Annotated in this window: 23 protein-coding genes; 11 read left to right on the top strand and 12 right to left on the bottom strand. The window is 42.2% G+C overall.

Going from position 1 to position 22,209, the window contains the following annotated elements:
- Positions 1-10: 10 nt before the first annotated feature.
- The 4 genes from OH460_RS23270 to OH460_RS23255 all read right to left on the bottom strand — a co-directional run bounded on the left by OH460_RS23270 (position 11) and on the right by OH460_RS23255 (position 1,629).
- The gene (locus OH460_RS23270) at positions 11-370 is read right to left on the bottom strand and encodes a hypothetical protein (RefSeq protein ID WP_081230267.1); all 360 of its coding nucleotides are present in this window, start codon (positions 368-370) and stop codon (positions 11-13) included.
- A gap of 113 nt (positions 371-483) precedes the next feature.
- The gene (locus OH460_RS23265) at positions 484-963 is read right to left on the bottom strand and encodes a lytic transglycosylase domain-containing protein (protein WP_081230266.1); all 480 of its coding nucleotides are present in this window, start codon (positions 961-963) and stop codon (positions 484-486) included.
- A gap of 150 nt (positions 964-1,113) precedes the next feature.
- Positions 1,114-1,434, bottom strand: a complete 321-nt coding sequence (locus tag OH460_RS23260) for a hypothetical protein (protein ID WP_081230265.1) — start codon at positions 1,432-1,434, stop codon at positions 1,114-1,116.
- A gap of 36 nt (positions 1,435-1,470) precedes the next feature.
- Entirely contained in the window at positions 1,471-1,629 is a 159-nt protein-coding gene (locus OH460_RS23255; RefSeq protein WP_154723766.1) for a hypothetical protein, read from the bottom strand.
- A gap of 253 nt (positions 1,630-1,882) precedes the next feature.
- Here OH460_RS23255 and OH460_RS23250 point away from each other — a divergent pair, with 253 nt between their 5' ends.
- Both OH460_RS23250 and OH460_RS23245 read left to right on the top strand, forming a co-directional pair.
- Positions 1,883-2,332 carry a hypothetical protein gene (locus OH460_RS23250; protein WP_081230264.1) on the top strand — a complete coding sequence of 150 codons (450 nt, stop codon included), beginning with the start codon at positions 1,883-1,885 and terminating at the stop codon, positions 2,330-2,332.
- 158 nt (positions 2,333-2,490) lie between these two features.
- Positions 2,491-3,921, top strand: coding sequence for a replicative DNA helicase (locus OH460_RS23245; RefSeq protein ID WP_157939158.1), 1,431 nt, complete (start codon positions 2,491-2,493; stop codon positions 3,919-3,921).
- Here the strand turns inward: OH460_RS23245 and OH460_RS23240 are convergent.
- Positions 3,918-4,928 carry a hypothetical protein gene (locus OH460_RS23240; RefSeq protein WP_081230262.1) on the bottom strand — a complete coding sequence of 337 codons (1,011 nt, stop codon included), beginning with the start codon at positions 4,926-4,928 and terminating at the stop codon, positions 3,918-3,920. The two genes, OH460_RS23245 and OH460_RS23240, sit on opposite strands and share 4 nt — an antisense overlap.
- Positions 4,929-5,106: 178 nt before the next feature.
- On the opposite strand from OH460_RS23240, the gene OH460_RS23235 reads away from it, so the two are divergent.
- Positions 5,107-5,868 carry a DsbA family protein gene (locus OH460_RS23235; RefSeq protein ID WP_157939159.1) on the top strand — a complete coding sequence of 254 codons (762 nt, stop codon included), beginning with the start codon at positions 5,107-5,109 and terminating at the stop codon, positions 5,866-5,868.
- A gap of 732 nt (positions 5,869-6,600) precedes the next feature.
- Positions 6,601-6,936, top strand: a complete 336-nt coding sequence (locus OH460_RS23230; protein WP_269999706.1) for a hypothetical protein — start codon at positions 6,601-6,603, stop codon at positions 6,934-6,936.
- A 463-nt stretch (positions 6,937-7,399) separates the two neighbouring features.
- Here the strand turns inward: OH460_RS23230 and OH460_RS23225 are convergent, their stop codons facing one another.
- The 5 genes from OH460_RS23225 to OH460_RS23205 all read right to left on the bottom strand — a co-directional run bounded on the left by OH460_RS23225 (position 7,400) and on the right by OH460_RS23205 (position 12,234).
- Positions 7,400-8,464 (bottom strand): replication initiation protein, encoded by a 1,065-nt coding sequence (locus OH460_RS23225; RefSeq protein WP_081230259.1) that lies wholly within the window; start codon positions 8,462-8,464, stop codon positions 7,400-7,402.
- Positions 8,465-9,619: 1,155 nt separating this feature from the next.
- Complete coding sequence (locus tag OH460_RS23220; RefSeq protein ID WP_081230258.1) at positions 9,620-10,087, bottom strand: metal-dependent hydrolase; 468 nt, start codon at positions 10,085-10,087, stop codon at positions 9,620-9,622.
- Positions 10,088-10,098: 11 nt separating this feature from the next.
- A complete protein-coding gene (locus OH460_RS23215) occupies positions 10,099-10,710 on the bottom strand; it encodes a hypothetical protein (protein ID WP_269999705.1) in 612 nt (203 codons plus the stop codon).
- 4 nt (positions 10,711-10,714) lie between these two features.
- The gene (locus OH460_RS23210; protein ID WP_081230256.1) at positions 10,715-11,419 is read right to left on the bottom strand and encodes a hypothetical protein; all 705 of its coding nucleotides are present in this window, start codon (positions 11,417-11,419) and stop codon (positions 10,715-10,717) included.
- Positions 11,420-11,517: 98 nt separating this feature from the next.
- A complete protein-coding gene (locus OH460_RS23205; protein ID WP_269999704.1) occupies positions 11,518-12,234 on the bottom strand; it encodes a hypothetical protein in 717 nt (238 codons plus the stop codon).
- A 205-nt stretch (positions 12,235-12,439) separates the two neighbouring features.
- On the opposite strand from OH460_RS23205, the gene OH460_RS23200 reads away from it, so the two are divergent.
- From OH460_RS23200 to OH460_RS23170, 7 genes are all read left to right on the top strand, one after another.
- Entirely contained in the window at positions 12,440-13,519 is a 1,080-nt protein-coding gene (locus tag OH460_RS23200) for a PD-(D/E)XK nuclease-like domain-containing protein (protein WP_269999703.1), read from the top strand.
- A 15-nt stretch (positions 13,520-13,534) separates the two neighbouring features.
- The gene (locus OH460_RS23195; protein WP_269999702.1) at positions 13,535-14,566 is read left to right on the top strand and encodes a recombinase RecT; all 1,032 of its coding nucleotides are present in this window, start codon (positions 13,535-13,537) and stop codon (positions 14,564-14,566) included.
- Positions 14,566-15,651: a hypothetical protein gene (locus OH460_RS23190; protein ID WP_269999701.1), complete on the top strand. Its 1,086-nt coding sequence runs from the start codon at positions 14,566-14,568 to the stop codon at positions 15,649-15,651. Before OH460_RS23195 ends, OH460_RS23190 begins: the two co-directional genes overlap by 1 nt.
- 143 nt (positions 15,652-15,794) lie before the next feature.
- Positions 15,795-15,950 carry a hypothetical protein gene (locus tag OH460_RS23185; RefSeq protein ID WP_154724030.1) on the top strand — a complete coding sequence of 52 codons (156 nt, stop codon included), beginning with the start codon at positions 15,795-15,797 and terminating at the stop codon, positions 15,948-15,950.
- A gap of 530 nt (positions 15,951-16,480) precedes the next feature.
- The gene (locus OH460_RS23180; RefSeq protein WP_081230251.1) at positions 16,481-17,740 is read left to right on the top strand and encodes a ParA family protein; all 1,260 of its coding nucleotides are present in this window, start codon (positions 16,481-16,483) and stop codon (positions 17,738-17,740) included.
- A gap of 2 nt (positions 17,741-17,742) precedes the next feature.
- Positions 17,743-18,873, top strand: a complete 1,131-nt coding sequence (locus OH460_RS23175; RefSeq protein WP_269999700.1) for a hypothetical protein — start codon at positions 17,743-17,745, stop codon at positions 18,871-18,873.
- A 258-nt stretch (positions 18,874-19,131) separates the two neighbouring features.
- A complete protein-coding gene (locus tag OH460_RS23170) occupies positions 19,132-19,989 on the top strand; it encodes a hypothetical protein (RefSeq protein ID WP_269999699.1) in 858 nt (285 codons plus the stop codon).
- A gap of 176 nt (positions 19,990-20,165) precedes the next feature.
- Here OH460_RS23170 and OH460_RS23165 read toward each other — a convergent pair whose 3' ends face one another.
- Both OH460_RS23165 and OH460_RS23160 read right to left on the bottom strand, forming a co-directional pair.
- Positions 20,166-20,402, bottom strand: coding sequence for a hypothetical protein (locus OH460_RS23165; protein ID WP_086714996.1), 237 nt, complete (start codon positions 20,400-20,402; stop codon positions 20,166-20,168).
- A gap of 60 nt (positions 20,403-20,462) precedes the next feature.
- The gene (locus tag OH460_RS23160; protein ID WP_269999698.1) at positions 20,463-22,127 is read right to left on the bottom strand and encodes an ATP-binding protein; all 1,665 of its coding nucleotides are present in this window, start codon (positions 22,125-22,127) and stop codon (positions 20,463-20,465) included.
- Between the last annotated feature and the right edge of the window lie 82 nt (positions 22,128-22,209).

The raw sequence follows: 22,209 nt of genomic DNA, 5'->3' as shown, positions 1-22,209 counted from the left end.
TTACGAACGCTTACTGCTTTAGAGTCAGCTCATAAACCTTCTCGACCGGTTCTTCGATGTACCTACGTGTAACAGTTAACTCAACACCGCTGGTGGTTTTGGTTATTCTAAAGTTTTGGTTTGGAGACTGAGCCAAAACAGAGCCGTCATCATTAACAATCACGTCAACGGGTAATCGTTTCCCAAACGCCTCAATGTAGTCAGCTCCGACGTTGAATTCTGCAGCGCCGTCTGACGATACAGAGCTCCACTGGCCAACATAGGCATGAGAATCATCGAAGAAAACAGAAGAGAACTTTAGAACCAGAACACCAGACAGTACGAGTACACCACATAGGGTCAGTGTCTTTCGATTTATACATATCGACATAATGAATTCCTATAAACATGAGAACCCCATATTACTTGTGGTAGAAGTCGATTTTGCTAAATAGCGAGGGGAATTTGAGCTGCTATTTGATATTTGGGGAGTCGAAGTTAGCTCTAATCCTGATACCAATACTCCGAGCAGTTCAATGATGGTCGTTTCAGAATGTAATCCCAAGTTTTCATTGTTCTGATTAGATAATTGGTCTTGATGTTGACTGTCTTTGAGTTATAGCAACCGACGGCTTCCCAAACATTACCCTTAGCGTAGGTAAGGCATCCTTTGAATATATCTGCACTGATACGGATATTGAGAACAGGGTCAGTGGCAACATCTACCCAAGACTTATTAGGGTAGTTTCGTAAGATGTATTTGGAATGGATTGTATTCACCTGAGCGGGACCCAAGTCATAGGAATCGTTAGTATTTTTTACTTTACTGCCGATTTTGCCCCCCTCGCCAACCACAAGTAAGTTAAGAAAGTCTCTCGGGACATACTTCTCTCCTGCGACTTCAGCAACAATGCTGCATCTACTCGCGTTTGATAAAGCAACAGTATCTAATTTTGTGTCATGGATATCTGGCAAGAAAAACACGGAGATTCTCCTTTTCGTGGCCAATGATTGAAAGTCAGTATTGACTAAGTATGTTCCTGTGGTGATACACCTTTTCTCTTCATCTTTAATCTTCACTCGTTGAGCGGAAGTTTTTGATGAGGGAAGTACCCGACAACGTTCTGTCCCTCACTAGTCATTTGAAACAACTAGCTTCAAGCTAGGCTTAGTTAAACCAGGTTTTGCTTTAGGAACTACCCCCCCGATTATGTCTCCGTGACGATTTTTGATTACATGACCAGTGAATGCGAACTGGTCTAAAGCATCTCTCAGTTGAGGATCGTCCGTTCCGATAGTCGCGAGGTACAATTCAGGCTCGTAACCGTTGGCTTTCAATAGCTTTAATGCTTTTTCCTTATTACTTTTTTCCTTAGCGTTTCGCAAATAAGCAATCGTCTTTTGGAGTACCAATGTCGCTATCACAACTGAAATGATTAAAAGAAGGTTTGTCATTATTATCTCCTTGTTACGCTGCTACTGGTTTAAGTTCTACGATTTCGTAGTCAGGAAATCACACATTCCTGCAACTGTTCCATAGCAAGCGACTGAATTCGCAGGGAGCTTTAGCGTCGTTTCACTGTTTGAATTATCAGCGAGTGCAACCGAAGCGACCGTCATCAAACTCAACAATACAACCATCTTTTTCATTAACTACCCCGGCAACTCTAAGAGGATTTAGACTCTGACTGTCAGTTATACACGTCTAATCACTTGGGTTTACGAATTAGCGAAGCCATTTAAGCTTCTTATTTGACAATGGCACTCGATCCCAATCACATGATGAGGGATCGTCTTCAAATGAGGTAAACAGATAAAATCGTCCCACTAATTACATTTCTACGTCAGTGTCTATGCCATATTTCTCGTACTGGTTGTCTTGATGAATGGAACTGGAAACGTTATGGAAATGAATACAAAGTGTGTCCCTGTCAGAACCGCTGCGTGCTTAATTGTCGCCTTCGCGTGTTTGGCCGTGTATATGCTCACACCCAGCCGCACCGATTACTTAGATGCACGAGTAAACTTGTTATTTTCTCAATGCAGCTCAAGTCTTTTGGAAGATGAGTTCAAAATGGAACCATGTGAAGAGCTCTATCGAACCTACGCCAACATCTCGCGCAGTACCGCTTATCACTACATATCGGATAACGTGATGTTTAAACTTCATGGCGAGATTTCGAAGCTGGGCTACTCGTTGGACATCAACCAGGTCACCGATGGATTTATGCAAAAACTTCCGTCAGGCAAATACCACACGACACGACGCAATAACATCATCGACGCATTGATTAGCTCTCCAACAGAGTCCGTCGATTTTGATTATGAGGGAGGCATCGACGCCTCGCTTTAGTAATTTGGGAAACCCAAAAATCCAATCGTTTGATTGTTGCGATTGAACCCACTCCGTTGTTAACTTTTTGGGTTTCCCTACCACCTCCCCCACTCAATTCTCTAAATTCACTCTCAAAAGTTGTATCAACTATGTCCTAGTATCCGATGGGCATTACCATGTTAAAGTTTAATTTATACCACCCAGTGATTAACCTCATCCTCTCCCACGATGGCGTTATTGACGAACTCGACCTAGAAACTAACGTTGTCAGTGATACAGCGACACGGGTTCTCATCGATACCTGCTTCCAATTGCACGAAGATAAACAATCAATCGATTTAAACACGATTAAAGCGCGTGTATACGCTGAGTATGGGCAAGAGGGAGTCGACGCGATTACTACAGTTGCCATGGAGTCACTAGCGCAACCAGCAAACATAAATGCTCTTTCTGACTATGTTTCGCAAATCAACGACACTAACAACAAACGAACACTTCAGGTGGAGCTTCAAAAGCTATTAACACAATGTTCGTCAAACAAGACGACCGATGAAATCATAGGTTCGATGCATTCTGTTGTTGAGTCTTATGACGAAGTGGAAAAGGACAATGAGCAAGGCCCAATTTCATTGAAAGATGCCTTTGCTGCAACGCTGGACAACATGGAGCGCAGAAGCAAAGGGGAATTTAATGCATTTAAGTCGGGCTTTGCATGCTTTGAAGCACTTGGTGGATTCCGACCTGCAGATTTCATCATCCTTGCAGGCCGTCCATCTCATGGCAAAACCACCTTACTCCTGAACGTTATCAAAAACTCAAGTTATCAAAACGATGCACCATTCTTATTTTTCTCCCTTGAAATGAGCTCAGAATCGATTGGAGAGAATTTGCTATCTAACTTGGCAAGCGTACCACTGAGTAATATTCGAAACGCCAGCATGAGTGATACTCAATGGGCTGATTGTTCATCTGCGCTAGGTAGATCAGGTGATTACAATATTGAGATGGATGACGGTTCAATGACCGTCGAGGAGTTGTGTCGTCGCGCACGTCGCTTTTATCGGCAGCATAATGGAAAGATTTCTGGTATTGGTGTGGACTACATTCAGTTACTAACCAGTGAAAAATACAAAACTGATAATAGAAATTTAGAAGTCTCAGAAATATCACGACAGCTCAAAGCGTTGGGGAAAGAGTTACAAGTACCTGTTGTAGCACTATCCCAATTGTCTCGCGATATCGAGAAGCGTGCTGATAAACGCCCAGTGAATTCCGACTTACGCGAGTCAGGTTCGCTAGAGCAAGATGCGGATATCATCTGCTTTATTTATCGACCGGAAATGTATGATCCTCAAAATGAACCTGGTGTCGCTCATTTGATTATTAGCAAAGCTCGTAAATCAGCTATAGGCTCTGCAAAAACAACCTTCATTGGAAAATACGCTCAAATTAAAGATTCCTTCAATTACACGCAAAGCGCACCACCAGCTGCGTCACCTATTGCTGATCAATACCAAAGGACCGACAACAAAAAGCAGAATACCGAAACTAACGATACTCTGCCAAACAACAGTCCCAATGGGAGTGGAATTGAGTTCATCAACTAAGCAAGCGCACGTTCCCATGACTTAGAAAGTGACTTATGTGCGCCTAGCTTTTGTAAGGCGCTTGTCTTAACTTGGGTATATCGAGACGAGGAGAAACCGAGAGATTCAACCAAGTCGTTTCGATTCAATGTACCGGCTACTAATCCCATCTCATTCATGATCACAATTTTCTCGTTCGCATTGAGGGTCTTTAACTGGGCAATCAAGTGCTGTCTCAACTTAAGATGCGTCAAATCCGACACCACATTGTCGCTACATCCACTAGTAACCCCATATCGATTGTCGTTCGAACCTTGCTCAAAGTCATACAATGGTTTGGGTAAGTACGATGATGCACTGGAATCTGGGGTCAGCTTGTTGTTGGTTTTCTCGGAATTAATTTCAATTGCTTTTGAGTACGCGCCTGAGATGTCCCGGTCTGATACTTTCACCATCAGTGTATGGTGGAGCTCTTTTCTTGATACAACGGTCTTAACGCGAGCGCTCGCGTAAGTATCAAAGCTCGCTATACCCGTATGCTTATAGCAGCGTGCAGCACGAATCGTTTCCAAGGCAGCCTCTTGTACACGATCTGAAAGATAGTCGATATCATAGTTATGGCGGCGTAGTAACTTGCGGAAACTGTTTAATGACTTCAGCGTTACGTTCTGGATAGCAGTATTCAAATCTTTGAGTTGAGTCGGCTCAGGGCAACCTCGTTCCACCATTTCGTAAACCACGAACGCTGTCACTTGTAATTCGTTAAGAACAAAGTCGTCAGTTGCCCGTGACTGAAGTAGCTCTGCTGGAGTGTGCCTGTTAGAGACAACGTGGCCAACATAATTGGCGCAAGTTGCATCATTGGCAATTTCTGAAAGCTTCTGCCTCCAATTCGGTGTTGTTTGAGTAATTTCTTTGAACACCTTCCTTGTTGTAGTGGCCAATGTTTCAAGCACTTCAGATTGCGATTCTTTTACAGAATTAAAGCTTTCTGTAATGAGGGAATTCATTCTACTGATCGGGTCCATAGTAACGCTCCATACATTTTTTCATAACTGGGGTGGGTAAACTCATTATGGTTTTCCCCGATCATCGCGTCAATTTTCTCCCCCCGTTTCAATCTATCTCGAAAAAAAGTTCTCTTAATTGAAAACATAACGTTGTTCATCGAGCACTATGTTACGACCACTCAAATCGAGGAATCTAATGATGGCACCTTTGTTCAAGAAGACAGCGACGACTTTATTCACAATTTTGGCAATTGGTTCTGCAGCTACCGCATCAGCTTCTGAAGTTGAAATGTCACAACAACAATTCAACTCGATGCTTATGAAAGCGTTCCAATCAAACCCTGAACTCTTAATCGCAGGAGTGGAATCCGTGAGGACATACCAAACAATGAAGCATAAACAAATGTTTTCAAAATCTTTGTATTATGATGAAGATACGCCAGTTCTTAATGAAGCTGGAGAGATCACTATCGTAGAGTTTTTTGACTACGCATGTGGGGTATGTAAGAGAGGTGCAACAGAGTTGGCTCCCCTAATAGGTAAAGACAAACGCATTCGATTCGTGTATAAAGACGTGTCGATTTTAGGCCCTAATTCGACTGAATTAGCGAAGATAGCCATTGCTGTAAATCAGATCTCTCCCAATGCGTATCCAGCATTCCACAAAGAGCTTCTTTCAATGCAGCAGTCCATCCCACAGAAGGCATACGAGCTTGCTGAACTGATGGGGCTAGACAGTACGCTTATCAAAAAGACTGCGAATTCGTCACAAGTAAGTGCTATTTTAAATAAAAATAATAAACTTTTTAGAGATCTGAAACTTACTGGAACTCCAACTTTTTATATTGGTGAAAAAAAGTTTGGGGGCCTAATCAGTCGTCAACAGATGATCGAAGAAGTGAACCTTCAGTATAGCCAACTGGTAAACCAAACTAATAGGCAGGCAGTTAGTAAATAGGAAGCATCGTATATTGGTGTGGAGGTATTTACTCGTATGGCCCTGCAAAGTCACTCCAAGGAGGGAGTGGAGCAGACTAACTACAAGTAGTAAGGCATAACTACGAAATCACCACACATACTCCCCCCGTTCTACGGGGGTTTTTTTTAGCTGTAGTACCACAACGTAATCACTATATTGCTACAAGCGTGTCATCATTGTGCCACAACCTTTCCTGCGGCTGCTTCACCAAGTTCAAAGTTACGCCAACCACTTTGGATATAAACTATACAAAACCGCCTAGCATAATTATAATTAATTCAGTTCTCAAAACCTTCTAAGTTCTCTACCACTATCCGGTAGTTCCCTTATTAGTCGGGTGATATGTCCCGTTGATCATACCAGTCCTCGACTGAATTTATTGAAAATGTATTTTTCACTGATCCCTCACCGCGTGTAGCAAACGTCACACAGCACACCTAAGCAGATTGTCACAGTCTTCTTTGGCGTGCTGTGTGGTGACAGTTACGTGTGGTGAAAAGTCGGATAACCTGGGGATAGGCTTCGACTTAACAATAATAAAAGTTGCCCTGCATTGGAGCAGGGCCTTTTTTTACCCACAAAAGACTCTTTACCCTTGGCATTTTTGCTTTCCACGCTTGAACAACACTTTGATTTTCATTTTCCTTCATAGAATTGGTCATTGATGTATACAAAAGAAATCAACATGAGATAAGAAAAAGGTTTTCTACCATGACAAAAGTAACTTTGTACTTACTTCCGCGAGGGAACACTCATCACACTGGCCCCGACTTCTATAAATTCATCGATTCAACATACAAAAAGGAATTGGAACTGCCTTCTGAGCTGATCCAAAAAGGGGGAATTCTAACGTTCGGTGATGGCGAAGATTCGTATCATGTGTGTATCCAAGAAATCCACTATCTAGTGAATGAAGCAATAACTGAGGTGCTGTGTAGCTACTGCAACAATGATTTTAATGAAATGGGTATATTCGGTAAAAAAGAATTCTTCGATGCCTTTATAACGCGGCTGGTGGCTGACCATTGGGTGGTTTCAGACGACTAGTAAACGAAATAAAGAACCCAAGGGTTCTTTATTTGTTCAACCGATGCGAATTCGAAATGTAGTTGGAGTTATCGTGATGATGGTTAACTGCCTTCAGCAATCATGGCCTTGAACTACTGTTATTATCTACACTCTATATTAATTACTATTTATATCTATTATTAAGTATTGAAAGTATGGGATCTATAATAACTATGGAGCATCATAAGTAACTGTTTCTAAAGGGCTTTTAGCGTTTTCATTTACACATTACCCGTATGTTTGATCTCATTTTCCGAATGTATGATCATCCTACCCGAATTTATGATCTTTCTATCCGATTATTTGATCTGTATATCCTTGTTTGTTGATCATTTAGCTCCCTTTAAAAGCACACTTTATCCGTGTAATCACCATCTTGTCACTGAATAGTTTTAAAGCGTTATTTCTAGCTGTGTGTAAGTGACTTAAGTTTATGTATTTATTAGTAATTATCATCTACAGATAGGTTGTTAATTTCGTTCAGGAAACTCTCAATAGATTGTGCCATTTCCACACGTTGTTCTTCTTCTTTCTCACGTCGCGCTACAGCTAGGTTAATCTTACTAGCTCGGTCATTTTCACCTATTGATTTGTAGCAATGTGATAAGTTTTTCAATTCATCGATAGTAAGGTCCTGGCCGCCAACACGCTTCATCTCTAATTGTGAGATGATACGTTTAATATCTTCAAGGTTAAGGTTTTCAACTGGACCTTTTTTCTCGACCCAACGATACAAAAACTTAATCTTTGATATCTTCCTACCTTCACGGAAAACCTCGTACCCATGTGTTTTACCATCTTCAGAATCATAGAGCATGATCTCTTGGTTGGTCTGAGGGTCTTCTTCAATCCCTTTGATACTTGCTTTGATACAACGTTCAATGAAGACGCTGTTATTAGAGAAAGAGCGTTTACCTGGTTTGATTTTTCCAGCAGGGTCATGTAGACCAAATAAGCCTTTTAAGTCTTCAATTTCAAATGTTTGCAGGTAAGTCCCACCACCTTTAAAGCGTGACAAAATTTCATAAAGGCGCTTTGCATACTCTTTCTTTAGACCTAAGAAGCTCTGAGTGGTGATCAATGCGTAACTATTGTTGTATTCAATGTATGCTTCTTTAAGTTCGTCATTTGGCTTCATGGTTAGCAGCCTGTCTTTGTAAGTGACACGCTTAAAAATTGAGATGAAATCGAAGTCTTGAACCTCCTTGTTATCGTCCTCTGTCAACACACCAATATTCTTTTTAGTGAGTCGGTCTGCTACCGGCTTGAGGGTTTTAGCAAGTTCCTTCGGGTCAATATTGAGCCATCTTGATAGTTGCGTAGAACTAAACTGATAGACTGGAGTATTGTTATCTTCCCAATCCTCGGGTTTCATATGAGCGATCATTAACGCGAAAAGGTCTGCCTCACGTTGAGTTAAGTCCTGTTGTGAGAAGACTAGCTTGTGCGCCTTTTTGAACTGCTTTGGCAGGGTATGTTTTTTAGATGTGTTGACTTTCTCTACCATGTCTAAACTCAATTTAGGTTTCTAATTCGGTAAGAAGTATAACAAAAATATTTGCAAACATTACAGGTTTTTCTTAAATAACCCACAAAATCCGTGTATTAACACTTGTTTTCCGTGTTTGATGGAGTTATAGCGAAGGTAGTAACGATAAGGCTTTTAAGTTGCTGAAATAAAAGAATATTTATTTATGGGTTATTGTTGTTTATTTGAATGGTTTTACATTAGAAATAGCAATCAAGTCTATCATTGATCACTTTATCCGTGTATCAGAACACAAAATCCGTTTATTGCAACGAAAAATCCGTGTGTTAATCATATGGGGAAAATTCAGCATGGTCGAGCAAGGCTTAACCAGTTCTGTGGATGGTGTTGTTTCAATGACGCGGATTAAAAAACATCAACTGCAGGTTTGAACCAGAATTGATTAAACATGAACCCGGTGATGTATTGGGCTTTCTTTTAAAGATCCAAAAATACGTGCAACCACACAAGCTTCCCGTGTAACAACACAGGAAATCCGCGTGTGATCTAATGCAGATCCCATATTTCAGAATGTAATGATCACATAATCCGTGTAATCACACACAAATTCCGTGTTTTTGGGCTGAGACCTCTCACCTACTTTCAAGATGATCACGATAGTGATCATCTTATCCGTGTAGCCATACATATTATCCGTGTTTTTTGGGTTCGAGCACTTTATCTGATCAGTTTATCCGTGTATGACGCCCTCGTTGTGAGATTTCAGGTATGAATTTATGATCAAGCTTTCTTATCACTACACCTTAACACTACACATTATCCGTGTTTTTTGGTTCGTGTTGTATCTATGTCATTGATTTAACGTTTTAGTACTACATATTTTCCGTCTATCGCTGAAAATATAGCTTCCTAACTTGATGTGTTAAATCAAATCCATCCACTCAAGGGTTGCTTGATTTTTGCTCGCTATCAGTTTGATAATTAATCGCTTTGTTCAATTTCGCTATATCATTGATTGGCTCCAATTTGGTTTATGATCATTTTTTCCGTGTATACCAACAAACAACACATAAAATCCGTGCCGAAGTTACGGTTTTAATAGCCTTCAACGCTAAATCACACTTAGAATCCGTGTATGCGCGGATTTTGTGTGTGATATTCGTCTAAACTGGTTCATAGCGCTGCTACTGCCAATGCAGTTCCTACACAACCTATGGTGGTTAAAGTTTCAAGCACCCCATTTCTTGCTGGCGTCAGCGGCATTCGATACCGAGTAGTGATCGGCCAAAAGAAATTGACGCCTGATTTTGTACAAGCATCCCCCACCAGGTGACCTATATAGCCAAATGTCAGCGAGTATGCCCAAGGAAACTCAAACGTCGCACATAAGAACCAAAGCCCGAACGCGGCAAGTAAACTATGTAGCGCCCCTCGATGCCCGAGAATGCCTTCAATCGGTATACTCAAAAACGGAACAATGCGCCCTACCCTGCTATGTCTGGTGTCGATGTCAGGCAGTAATGCTCCTAACATCGCGAAACCCATACCTGCAAATGACATCCAATAGAATGTGTCTTGCATGGTATTCATGCAGATGTAATAGGCGCTTGCTGTTGTTATTTGATGATTGATAGCCTTCACACGGCACCACCCTATTCAACAGCGTTGCCGTTTGTTGCCTTATCTACACGACGCTCTAAGTCTTTAAATGCAATGTCGCTTGCTGCTCGAACGTCACGGAATAAGTCATCATTGCCATCATTGTTCGAATCGTATGGCATGAATGACAATAAGTAGACGCGGTACTGAGTACCTTCACGGATAATTTCTGTATCCGTTACGTCATAGTCAGAGAGCTGTGCGTTCGCCACCAGCTTATCGATTGTCTTTTCCGTCAACGATACGACTTTGCTTTCCTTTGTTGCTGAATTGGTTGTTTCTGATGTGTACGCACGTTCACTGCCCGATACGATTTGGCGATATTTCTTGGCCAATTCAAACTCAGCGTTAATCTTTGCTTTGGTTACCGCCATGTCTAAGTCAGAACTCATTCCTGTTCCGGCTGCAAAAAAGCCTTCACCGTTAGACTTCGGTGGTTTCATGTACCAAGATGGAATGTTACTCAGCGTCTCATCCACACGGTCAACCGTTGCGTCATGCTTCGCCTTTTCTACTTCCAATTTGGTCATGTCGTTAGATGCACAACCGACTGCCATGATTGAAATCATGAACGCAGCTAATGTTTTCTTTTGAGTCATTTTCATTGGTCTAGTCTCTTTTTAATGAATTAACGCTTTTGTTATACATACGCGAATTCATAGTTGAGAAAATAAATTGAAATAGCGTTATAGCGACTGGGACTGTTGCGATGATTGCCCCAACACTCATCAAACCTGCCATTTCTTCCAGATAGATATCGACGTTGCTTAGAACGGTTGTGGTGTGTGAAGCTGCGTAGATTAAGCCGACATAAGTAAACACCCCAATCCACAGTGAACCAGCCATTGCGATTTTGATGTCAGTGAGAGATGGAAGCATGTGCAGTGTTACTGAAGATAAAACCCAGATGAGAAACCACTGTTGCCACCCTGCTTTATTCATGAACAACATTAGGTCAATTGTGTTGTTATTAAAAAGATACGGTGTCACTTGTGGTGAGAGGAAATACAGTGCGACGATGCCTGTGAAAATTGGGCCAATACTGACTATTACTTTTCGAATTGAACCGGAGATGGTCATTGGGTATTCGTAATTTACGTAGCCGAGCACGGGATTATCTTGAGTCGGCATTTGAAACAGTTTCACTTCGGTTACCTTAAACCCAACCAATTTGCACATCAGGTAATGTCCGAGTTCATGTAAAGGTACACCAACTATTCCCGTGATAAACACGAGTACTCTGCTCTTTTGGAAGCGCTCCATCAGATACTTAAGTACCCAAATGGCGGCAGCAATAGTTAGGAAGTGGATCATAGAGTTACCAATAAACGTAAAGACGGTAACAAGGTAACGTTTCCCTCAAACGATGTTTTCAATTAAAGAGCCAATTTTCGGGCGTTAATTGACAATATTTATTGTTGACCGTGCCGTGCGTCTATCTTTCGGACCTTTATTTGATACAACTCACACCAATGGAGAACTTGTTGAAGTCTTTCTGGTTTCGTAGATTCATCGATCAAAAGCGCAGCCGCATTAGAAAGCTGTAGCTGTTCAAAATTCAATAGCCGCCCAGCTACACGGCCATCATTGTCATAATCCGCGTTCAGCATCTTGGCTTGATATTGGCACTTTGGAAAGGTCGTATAAGGGGAGTCTGACAGTATCGCGACTTCTCCGGATACATTGCCCAGCAGCAGGCTGACTTTTTCCGTCACGGATAATTCACACTTCTGGCCACGCAGGTCGATAACAGAAAGTACAAACGGCGACTCGGGGATAAGCGTTCTTGCCCAAACACCATTGAGCTTCACATTTGAGGGCAGAGAATGTCTCGCAAAGATATTGAGAAACAACTCATCAGGAACAGCCTTTGGTCCTAAGTTCAACCGGGTGATTATAAATTTCTTCGGTATCTTACCGAGCTCCACCAGCGTGCTCGTGAGCATTGATTCCATTTCGGCTTCTTTCAACCACACCCCGCCTTGCTTTATCGGCAAGTTAAAGCAATCACCATAAAGTCCTTCACCATTTGCGAGCCCTTTCGATTTCAATATCAACGGCACACCTGCGCCACTGCCAGTATTTGTTCTGTGTTTGGCGTATGGAATTACATAGTTCATACCTAGCATATTCGATGTCCATTTTTGATTTTATCATCATTGGTTATACACCGATTTTGGACTGGTTTAGACAGTTAGGATTTCTTTCAAAGACATTGATATATAAGGGATCAAGGAGAATTCGCTAATTTTCAAAGTGGGGGGAGATTACTACTAAAAAACGGATTTCGTGATGTATATTCATAACATCACAAACAAGTTTAAAAGGCATATTATGATTACTGAAATGATTAGCTCGCTAAGAGATTCGGTTACTCCATTCAAATTTGATGGTAGTACTTGTGATGTGCTTAAGGCATACAACAAAGATGGGTCCCCGAGCTGGCTTGATGAAAAAGGTGAGCTCATCGAGGGGATTTACATTGGTATGGAGAACGAGGTTTACCATGCCCTACCCGCGTATTCATCATCTCAGTTGAAGCTGCTTGTAAAGAAATCCCCTGCCCACTTTTACAGAAAATACATAAGCGATATTGACCGTGGTAGAACCGTGTCGAAGTCGCTGCAACGCACCTTTGATGCAGGCACCTATGGTCATGAGTTGGTCCTAGAGCCTCATGGGTTCTATGACCGCTATTACCGCGATATTGTGCCAGCTGATTACCCAAATGCCCTTAGAACGGTCGCAGAAATGCAAGCGCTTGTTGAGAAGCTTAACATCCCTAATGTGCCAAAAAGCGCGAATAAAGAGCGTTTGATGAAAGAGTTATTGGCAGTAGAACCGACCCTACAATTTTGGGATACGGTTTTAGAAGAGCACAACAATAAGACTATCCATAAAGGTAAAAAAGCGATTGATGCCATTGTCTGGGACGATGCACACCGCGTACACGAAACATGTCGAGATAATGTTGATGCAGATGCATTGATTCAAGACGGGTTACCAGAGATCTCCTTTATCGCTCGCTGCCCAGAAACTGGTCTGTGGCTCAAGTGTCGCTTTGACTGGCTACGCTTCGACTGTATTGCCGTTGATGTAAAAACAACTGCGAGTACGGACCCTGATGCGTTTGCCAAGCAAGCGGGTAACTTGGGATATCACATTCAAGAAGCGTTCTATACCTACGTAGCAAGCTTGCTTGAGGTGAACTTGGGTGCCTTCTTGTTTGCATGCATTGAGTATGTCGATGCTGATTTATGTGAAGTCTATGACTTACAAAGAAAGGAAGAATCGATGATTAAGTTCAAAGATGGGCTACATACATTGGCGACTTGCCTTTCTACAGGCGTATGGACAAAACGCGTGAATCTATCAGGAATCACTTCTATCACTATTCCGAAGTACTGCCGTTAATTGGAGGGCGCTATCATGACTAATCAATCACTAGTATTACAAGCAGTCGAGGCTGCACGTCCTCATTTTTCGACTATCGTTGCTGAGAACCAATCGGGTCTTGATACAGACTTAGAGCTGGAATATGTCGCATACATTCTGGAAAGCTTTGGTGAGTCGATTACCTCTAATATGGATGCGAACTCAGTGTATTGGAGCATACTGAACCAAGCGACCATTGGTTTGTCTGTTGAGGAAGGCTTGAATCACGGCACCTTTTTGTACCGTCACGATTATGTATCGAATTTCTTCGTGTTGGAATTCATGCCGACATACCACGGACTGATTCACTTAGCGTTCGAGTCAGGTGAAATGGCGCAAGTTACAGCGGATCAAGTTTTTAGCAATGACCAATTTGTCTATCATGGCTCTCGTTCACTGCCTGAGCATACTTCTCAAGGTGCCTATGCAAGTGGGGACTTACTATGTGCTTATGCTATTGGGGAGACACTGGGAGGGCATGTTTATTGTGAAGCACTATCCCGTGAAGAGTTGGATGAGATAGAGCTTATGGCGGCTATGAGTTTCAGTTCTAACCAGTCGGTTTGGAATACTGCATTTGTTGGTCAGATGCGTAAGAAATCTGCAATTCGTAGAATGATGCGCTTGTTGTTCAATCAACTCGGTTTCGATAAGCCTCATTACCGCAGTCGTATTAAAACGCTCATGAGCGTAGAAGATAATATGTGGACGAACATGAAATCCACCATGGACCACGAGATCGCTCGTGGAAAGAAAGAGAAGCAATTATTAAGTTCAAACCAAAACAACGTTCCTGTTAACACCTTTGGACAGCCAATCAAGAACACCAATACTGTGTGTACTTCAAAGGTAGTTACACACACAGGTGAGTCTGCTGCTGATTTGATTAAGCGTGCAGGTTCCACTGATGGACCAAAAATGGAATTTATTCCTCCGGTTCTAGATGCAACGGAACAACCGTCAACTGATAACCCATCGCCAACCACTCTTGGTTCTGATGGCTTTATGGGCGGGTGGGGGTACTAATGACGAACACTGAAACTTACAACGAACCTGAGAGACTGCCTACTGCGAATATCATCACGCAAGGGAAGAAGAATGTGTTCCTCACTCATTCTGTAGTGAGTGGTCGCTCCAAAAAACTGATCTACAAAACTAAGCGCAGCGATACCGGCTCTGTCAAAGAAGTTGAGTGTACTCAAGAGCAGGCCGATGTGTATATGCACCAGCAAGTCGTGAAGAGTTTGCGAACACATCCTGATGACATTAACTTGCCACATATGTCCATGTTAGGTCTTCCCAAGGAATATAAGGCAGTGCGTGAAAGAGATGTACTGGTCCGTTTTCGAGTTCCCGAGGCGTCAATGTCTTGGATAGATAACGACATCCTCTCTGTTGACTCCACGACATGTTTCAATTCAGATTGCAGTTTTTTTCCTACTTCTGGCACAAGTAATTTTACCCTTGCTGTTCTGACCATTTACCCTGTGGATTCTGGATATTTTGCAACGTTGAAAACTGAACAAGGGTATACCGGTCTTCCTATGAGCCATTGGATGTCGTTAGTACCGATATGGCGAAAAACGATGGTGAAGACAGAAATTGCGATTCTGATTGACAGTGAAGCTCAATCTGATTTACCTGGTCTTGCAAAGATGGCGAATAAACGCGGGTATACTTGCCTCGGAGCGATATCCGGTTTCTTCAATAAAGTAGAAGGCAGTTCTGAAGCTCTCCTCAGTCAGCTATCTGCCTGTAAGCTGTTTGCTGATGCTCGTGTCCCGGTTGAACCTACTATGGACGATGAATTTGGGTTTGCCTTTTCCATAGCCACCAATTCTGTGTATCGATTCGATGCAAGGCGCTCAATTTTACTGACCATCATTGATTTCGATTCAAGCACCAATACATGGGTACTTGGCTTTACTGATACCGGTGAGCGATTAACACAGATCCCTTATTCTTATGACGACTTCTTTACGATGGGTTACCAAATTGCTGTTGTGGCGAGTTTTCGTGAGCAAGAATTAGTGAAAGTCTTTAGCTATCAATTCCACTCTAGTTGTCTCGATGAAGAGTCCTCCTCAAGCCAGCTAGAGGCGACAATTTAATATTCGGTGCTCCACCTCTAAGCCATTCTCCCCCCGTTTTCTATTCTCGGCCCCTGTTTATGCCTACCTAACGCCAATATGGGGGGAGGGGGTGTTTTGTTGATTTAGTATCTACTCATCAAAGACAACAAGGTGATAGATACATGAATACAACTAAAGTGCCGAGCACTCACTCTGATCACGACACACAACCTGTACCCAGTCAGTTAATTGAATCGATGGAACGCTTTGAATTTGATTCGATGACAGAAGCACAGGTAGAAACCGCTTTTGAATACCTAATGGAGCAAGTGTCGTAGAGTATATCTCCGGCATTTTACCCGTGTTCTAATCTGTCATCATGACAGAATAGTAAGAGATTTTGATTGTTTGGTGTGACTAGCTTCATTCTGGTTTGCTTTCATCTTGTTGGCATTTCCACATTCTCAACACACCTGTTTGGTCACTACTACAACAAAATTTCTTTCTCATACATTGAAGCCTAACATTCAGTCAGTTCCCGCGTTTATGTATCGCAGAGCTGACTTTTCGTATGTTAGTAGTGGCTTCAAACCCATTACTCCTTACACACGCCCGTTTATGAATTGAACAACATGGCCGTTCAACACAATAGTAGGACGCGTCCTACTATTTTAAGTTGTTGTTTTTGTTGTGTTTTGTTTTTTCCTCTATCGTTCCCCTATCTTTTGCAGAAAAGTACATCATTAGTTTAAAACTGTATCGTAAGTCGAATTTCAATGAATTTATCCAAAATTGACTTATTATATCTTTTCTTACCTTTAATATTGGTTCATACTAGCTTTCAAACAGGCCACTGGTGGATATTGCTATGGGAACAATGACAGAGAAACAGCTCAAGACGCTTGAATTAGTTGACGAACTTGGGGACGGAGGTGCTAAATTCTTGGAATTGCGCCGCGAAACAAATGAAAAGCAACCTCGTTCTTTCACACAAGCTGAGGCATTGAAGTACCTCGAATGTTCTCAAAAGGTATTGACCGACTTAACGAAAGCGTTAGGTATCGATCCTAAACGCTATGCTGAGGTGGGTATTCAGTACTACCTGACACTTGAAGAGCTGTACTTGATCCGCGATAACATGCCGAATACCACCGTTCTAAAGAAAAGACACAAACCATTCCAAAGAACAGCGAAACAAAAGACGCAGATTATTGCCGTTCAAAACCAAAAGGGCGGGGTATCTAAAACGTCGCTGGCCAATGCAATAGCGACAGGTTTGTCGATTAACTATCATGTTGGTTACAAGATCTGTCTTATTGATATGGATGGTCAGTCAACCCTGACAAGTTTCTACCCTCCAGTTCATAAACACGAAACCAAACACATTGAGCGAAATGGTGCTAAGTATATTTCAGACGCTCGCACCAGCATTGGCGATTTGATGGCACTTGATCCAAATACAGACACGTTTCAGGACGAGGTCCGTAACGCCGTTTCAGATACGCTCATCCCCAATCTGAAAATTATCCCTGCGTCTCAGTCCGATAGAGACTCGGAATCTTTGAGTGCCAGTAACCAATTAGCGGGACAGAACGTTGACCCTACAACCCGTTTGAAAAACATCTTAGATGCTCTCGACGGTGAGTTTGACATTATCCTAATTGATACGCCGCCTTCATTGGGCTTTGCTACGTTGAACAGCTACTTCGCTGCGACTAGCGTGTTGATTCCGTGTAAGGCGGAACATAATGATACCGATGCGACCTGCGCCTACTTTCAATATCTGGATAGCATCATTGGTAACTTCATTGCTAAAGGTCATCAAGGCTACGATTTTGCGAAGATTGTCATTTCCAATTGGAAGGGCAGTGACTCGGAACTGGACATTTTCAATGCTCTAGTCAGTCAGTTTGGTGATGCAGTGTTGTCGACCAAAATGAAACACAGTGAAGCTGTAAAACGTTGTGCGTCTGAGCATAGCAGTGTTTTCGAATTCTCTAGGTCAATGGACAGTAAGAAAGGTAAAGCGTTAGAAGCGGCACAGGCGAACTGTAAAGAAGTCGTGGCCGACATTCATAAGCTGATAACGGACGTTTGGAAACAACAGGACAAAGGTGAGGAGCAATAATCATGGCCAATAACCGTCTAAAGAAAATCGCTGCAGCTAACGCTGCTAAGGCCGCACAAGAATCACCTACAATCACTGAACCTGAAGTGGAGAGTGTGTCGAGCTCACAACGCAAGCCCCAAGCCTTCATGGGTGGTAATGAGCGCGAAACCACTATGACCTTAGCACAGGGGAAGTTGGCTTCCATTGAAGCTTCACTAAAGGAGGGCGGCATTAGTCTCCAAGAGTTTTTAACTGAGACTAAGAAGCTGGACTTTACGCAAACAGGTCGTGAGATTAAGTCCATTGATGGTACAAGCTACCGTGCTATCCAACGTACCTTGTCATACGATGAGATTATGACTTTGGTTAGGATTGACGTGGACAACGTTCGTGAACAGTCGAGCCGCAATACGATTCAACTCAACAAGATGAGTGATGAAATCGAGTTCGGTATGCAAATTTCGCCTGTCCTTGCTTACCAAGGTGAAGATGGTCTGATCTATGTCGTGGATGGCTCATGTCGTACTGATATTGCCATGGATAAAAAAGTGGGGCTGGACTTTGAAATATTAGATCAAATCCCAACACCTGAAACCATTACCTGGCTGGTGGCGTCGTCTGACATCAAGACGTCTTTCAATTACTACGAAAAGGGCAAGCTCTATTCTCGTTTGATGGAAGTGAATGATTGGTCGGCGTACAAATTAGAGAAAGAACGTCTATACGAAAAATCAGACATCTCACTCTCCCTCGCTATCTACTCGATGCCTGACAGTCTGAAGAGCCTGTTTTCAAACTATGCCTTTAGTAGCCGAGATGCAAAGTTCCTTCGTAAATTGATCGGCACGGTTTCAGAGAGTGAAGATAAGCAAAGTGCCTTCACGAAATGGATTGACGAAAACCGCTCAGAATTCGAAGCCATGAATGCAGAGGAAGTGAACAAAGAGCTTATTGCACGGTTGAAAGATTGGAGTCCTGTTTCTCCTAAATTGGGGGGTATTAATAAAGAACCTCAATCGTGGGCAAAGAATGGGAAGGTATCGGTATCATTCCAAGTCGTGAGCAAAACAAAGTCGAAAATTGAACTGAACAATGCAACGCCTGAGCAGATTGCTCAATTAGAAGAGTTCAGCAAAACTTTGTTTGGTTAGGGCGGTTTTTGGGTAGTAGGACGCGTCCTACTATAAACTCAGTGGCATAATTATCTCTTGATGGTGGTGGCCAGCAGCCATGTAATGAAAGGGCTGTTGTCCCAACTACCGCAACTAACTGATTTACTGTCCCGTTATGTACAAACTTTATTATGCGAGAACAGTAACAAGCAATAAAACACACAAATAATAATTAAAATCAAACACCAACTATAAAGTATAGTTGCTTACAAATCAGTAATTTAAATAGGCTTAGGCATGAATCATCTACCATTACAATCCATATCGTATTTACAACCTGGAGATATAATCTTCTCTAAAGGCACAAGCAAGCATGGCCGATTGATTGGCAAATTTGCCAATGTAGCAAACGCTCAGTTTTCCCATGTATCACTCTATTTAGGTGATGGCTTGGTATTCGAAACTATTGGTAACATTTCAAAAAGGGAAAAGCGCTCCCTTAAAAAGCAGAGCAATGGACCTGATCTAAAGTATCTATTAAGTCAGAGTGACTTAAAGAAGGCTTTGATAAGCAAGTCGCCAAACATTCTTGATACAGGTGGCAGCGGTATTCGATTACTGGAAGTCTCCCTAAGTGGCATTTCTAAAAACCATGATATATGCGTTGCTCGTGCCGGAGTAAGTTTCTCACAAGCGGAATTGTTCAAACATTGCCAACCTCTCCAGGGGGTTAGCTATTCAATTGTTGGTGCTTTCATTGCTGGTTACAGTGGAAACCTAGATAGAAAATCATTCGAAATCTTTGATCGGCATATTAATGGCGAAAGCGAACTCCACAAGAACATTGCGAAGATAAGCTTACGAACACTTAAAGGGGCTCGAAAGAAATCAGAAAAGGCTAAGTCAAAATACAACCTTCACAAACTGGGTAAAGGTAATAACCGGTATTGCAGTACACTGGCTATTGTTACGCTGGATGAATACTGTAAGAGTATGTTTAGCGAAAATCACAAAATTCTTAGTAACCCTTCAATTCTGCTAACCCAACTAGCGCCCAACGATCTATTATCAGAGTGCTATCAGGACTCTGGATTCACCACATACAAGATCTCCTATTCAGCGCTACCCTCATCAATCAAGCAGAACGCGGTCTAATCACTAGTCTATGTGTTCGATTATATAGATAACAAAAAATCACAAACCCTAGTGTTCTCGCATAATAAAGTTTGTTCCAAGATAGCTGTGCTATAACACGATACGAACTCGACTCTGCGGTCTAATGTGGATTCAAAAAAAAAGCTCCCGTGATGGGAGCTTTCGATAACGATAAGTTATTGATTAAGAGCGTCTTGTAACTGCCCTAATACAAATGCCTTATCTTCTTCACTCTTTAAGTCTAGGGCTTCAATAAACCCTACACTGTTAATGAGTTCCTGCAATTTAACTTTATCCAAAGTTGGGCCAATTAACTCAAGGATATTGTGTAACATATCGACTTGAGCGTAAGGACCATATCCCCGACCCAATTCATGAGAATGGTCGATGAGGGAGTCAGTAAATGAGTTCATAGTAACTCCATACTTGGTGTTCTACCGTACAAAGACAGGTAGATTGGCGGGTAAGTGTGGTTACTTAGTTTCGGTAACTACAATGTCAGTTCCTGAAAACGAAACAGTGAACTTCAGATTGTTGAGGTTTTGCTTCATGCCAGAGTCCCTGAACGCTTCATCAAGCACTTTTTCAATCAACACTTCAGGGCTTGACGCTCTGAGGTTGCTGTACAACTTCTCAAGCAGATAATTGTCGTGGTCCATGTCACTTTCACAAAAACATCCCCATTCATCATCGTAATTGGCATAGATCCCTAGTGCGGTCGATAAATTTTCTTTTTCTGGAATAATCAACGTTCCATAATCAAATTCATCACCTGACACAACTACGGCATCCGTTTCTATTACTACCTGCCCAAATTCACCTTTCAGAATGTATTGGTCGCACAGTACGATAGGTATTGAATACTTACCATTGAGTGTGGCCACCGAAGTAGGGTTAACCAATTCGATACTGACATCGAGTTCACTCACTTCACGGATTTCACACTGGTGGATCCAATGGTCTGCATGCAAGCCCCTCACGTCGACAAACAACACATTTTCTGAATACATCAGGTAGTTGATGTTGATGGTTTCGTCTTCACTATCATGCTCCGGGAGCGCAAAGAGTAAAGATGATTCCACTTCAGCGCGAGACATCGGCTGTTTAAGTTGGCTATGTTCTACGCCATCATATCCAGCGAGTCCGAGCTCGTAACTTTTGCTTTCCCCAATCTCTCGCTTCGTTAAATAGTCAACGTTGTTGAGAACTTGAGGGGCATGGTTAACGGCGTTTCTCCATAGTAATCGGTCGAATGCAAACGACTCTCCAAGACGTTTGAGTTCTTTTTGGAGGAACTGCATCATCAGGGTTTGAACACTCGTTCGAATTGATTGCTCGACAGTTTCTGCATCTAACAATTCAGCTCGATCAGGCATTCTTGCTTTCACATCGTCGTTCAAGTGAACGATATGATGAGGGTTTAACTGGTTTGAACTGGTGACCGTATTGGTGCTAGAAATCAGTGCGCCTTGCAGGTATGCCAGCCAAGATAAACCGTTGTGTTTAGTGTCAAAATAGATACTCCCGTATTCGAATTTGTGCTCGATGTATTGGGTAGAACTTTCTAAAGTCATTCTTGAGTGATGTTTAAACATCAGAACTCCATTTAGAACGACGTCAATTTCATAGCCTTCACCAATTCGATCAACCTCACGGTCATATTTGCTAGAAGTTAAATAGCCAAATAAAGCGTCGGAAATGCCTTCCATTTGAATCAATGTACCTTTACCAAGTGGGCTATCTTCGATTTCGATAGATTCACCTGAAACGATGTCTTCAGTACTTGCTGAGAGCCTTTGATGCTGACTTTGAATGGTGATGTGTTCGCACGCAAACAAAGTGCTTAAAAAGCCCATACCATATGGGTTGCATTTAGCCACATCGCTTGACCAACCTGATTCTGCAACCGACAGAAGCTTTTGCATGTCAGTGATACCTGAACCATCGTCCAGTACCATTAAGTTCGCACGGCCATTTTCTACTGAAGTCGTGAAGGTAATGGTTGTGGCGTTGGCGCGAGAGGCGTTCTGAATCAATTCATTGATCACTTTTCCGGTGTTGGAAAAAATGGCACCAAGGTTCGCGAGAAAATTGGATTCGTTAATTTTGATTTGAACTGATTTGTTTGAGTTAGTCATAGTCTTATCCTCGATATAGGGTAGGTATGAATCTGCGAAGTACTGGGTGAGCACAACACAAGGGGTTACAAGCCGGTTAAAA

This window comes from Vibrio sp. Makdt (assembly GCF_027587015.1).
GTDB classification, from domain to species: Bacteria; Pseudomonadota; Gammaproteobacteria; order Enterobacterales; family Vibrionaceae; genus Vibrio; species Vibrio chagasii_B.
Note: the sequence above shows the minus strand (reverse complement) of the source record. Positions and strands in the feature narration are given on the sequence as shown.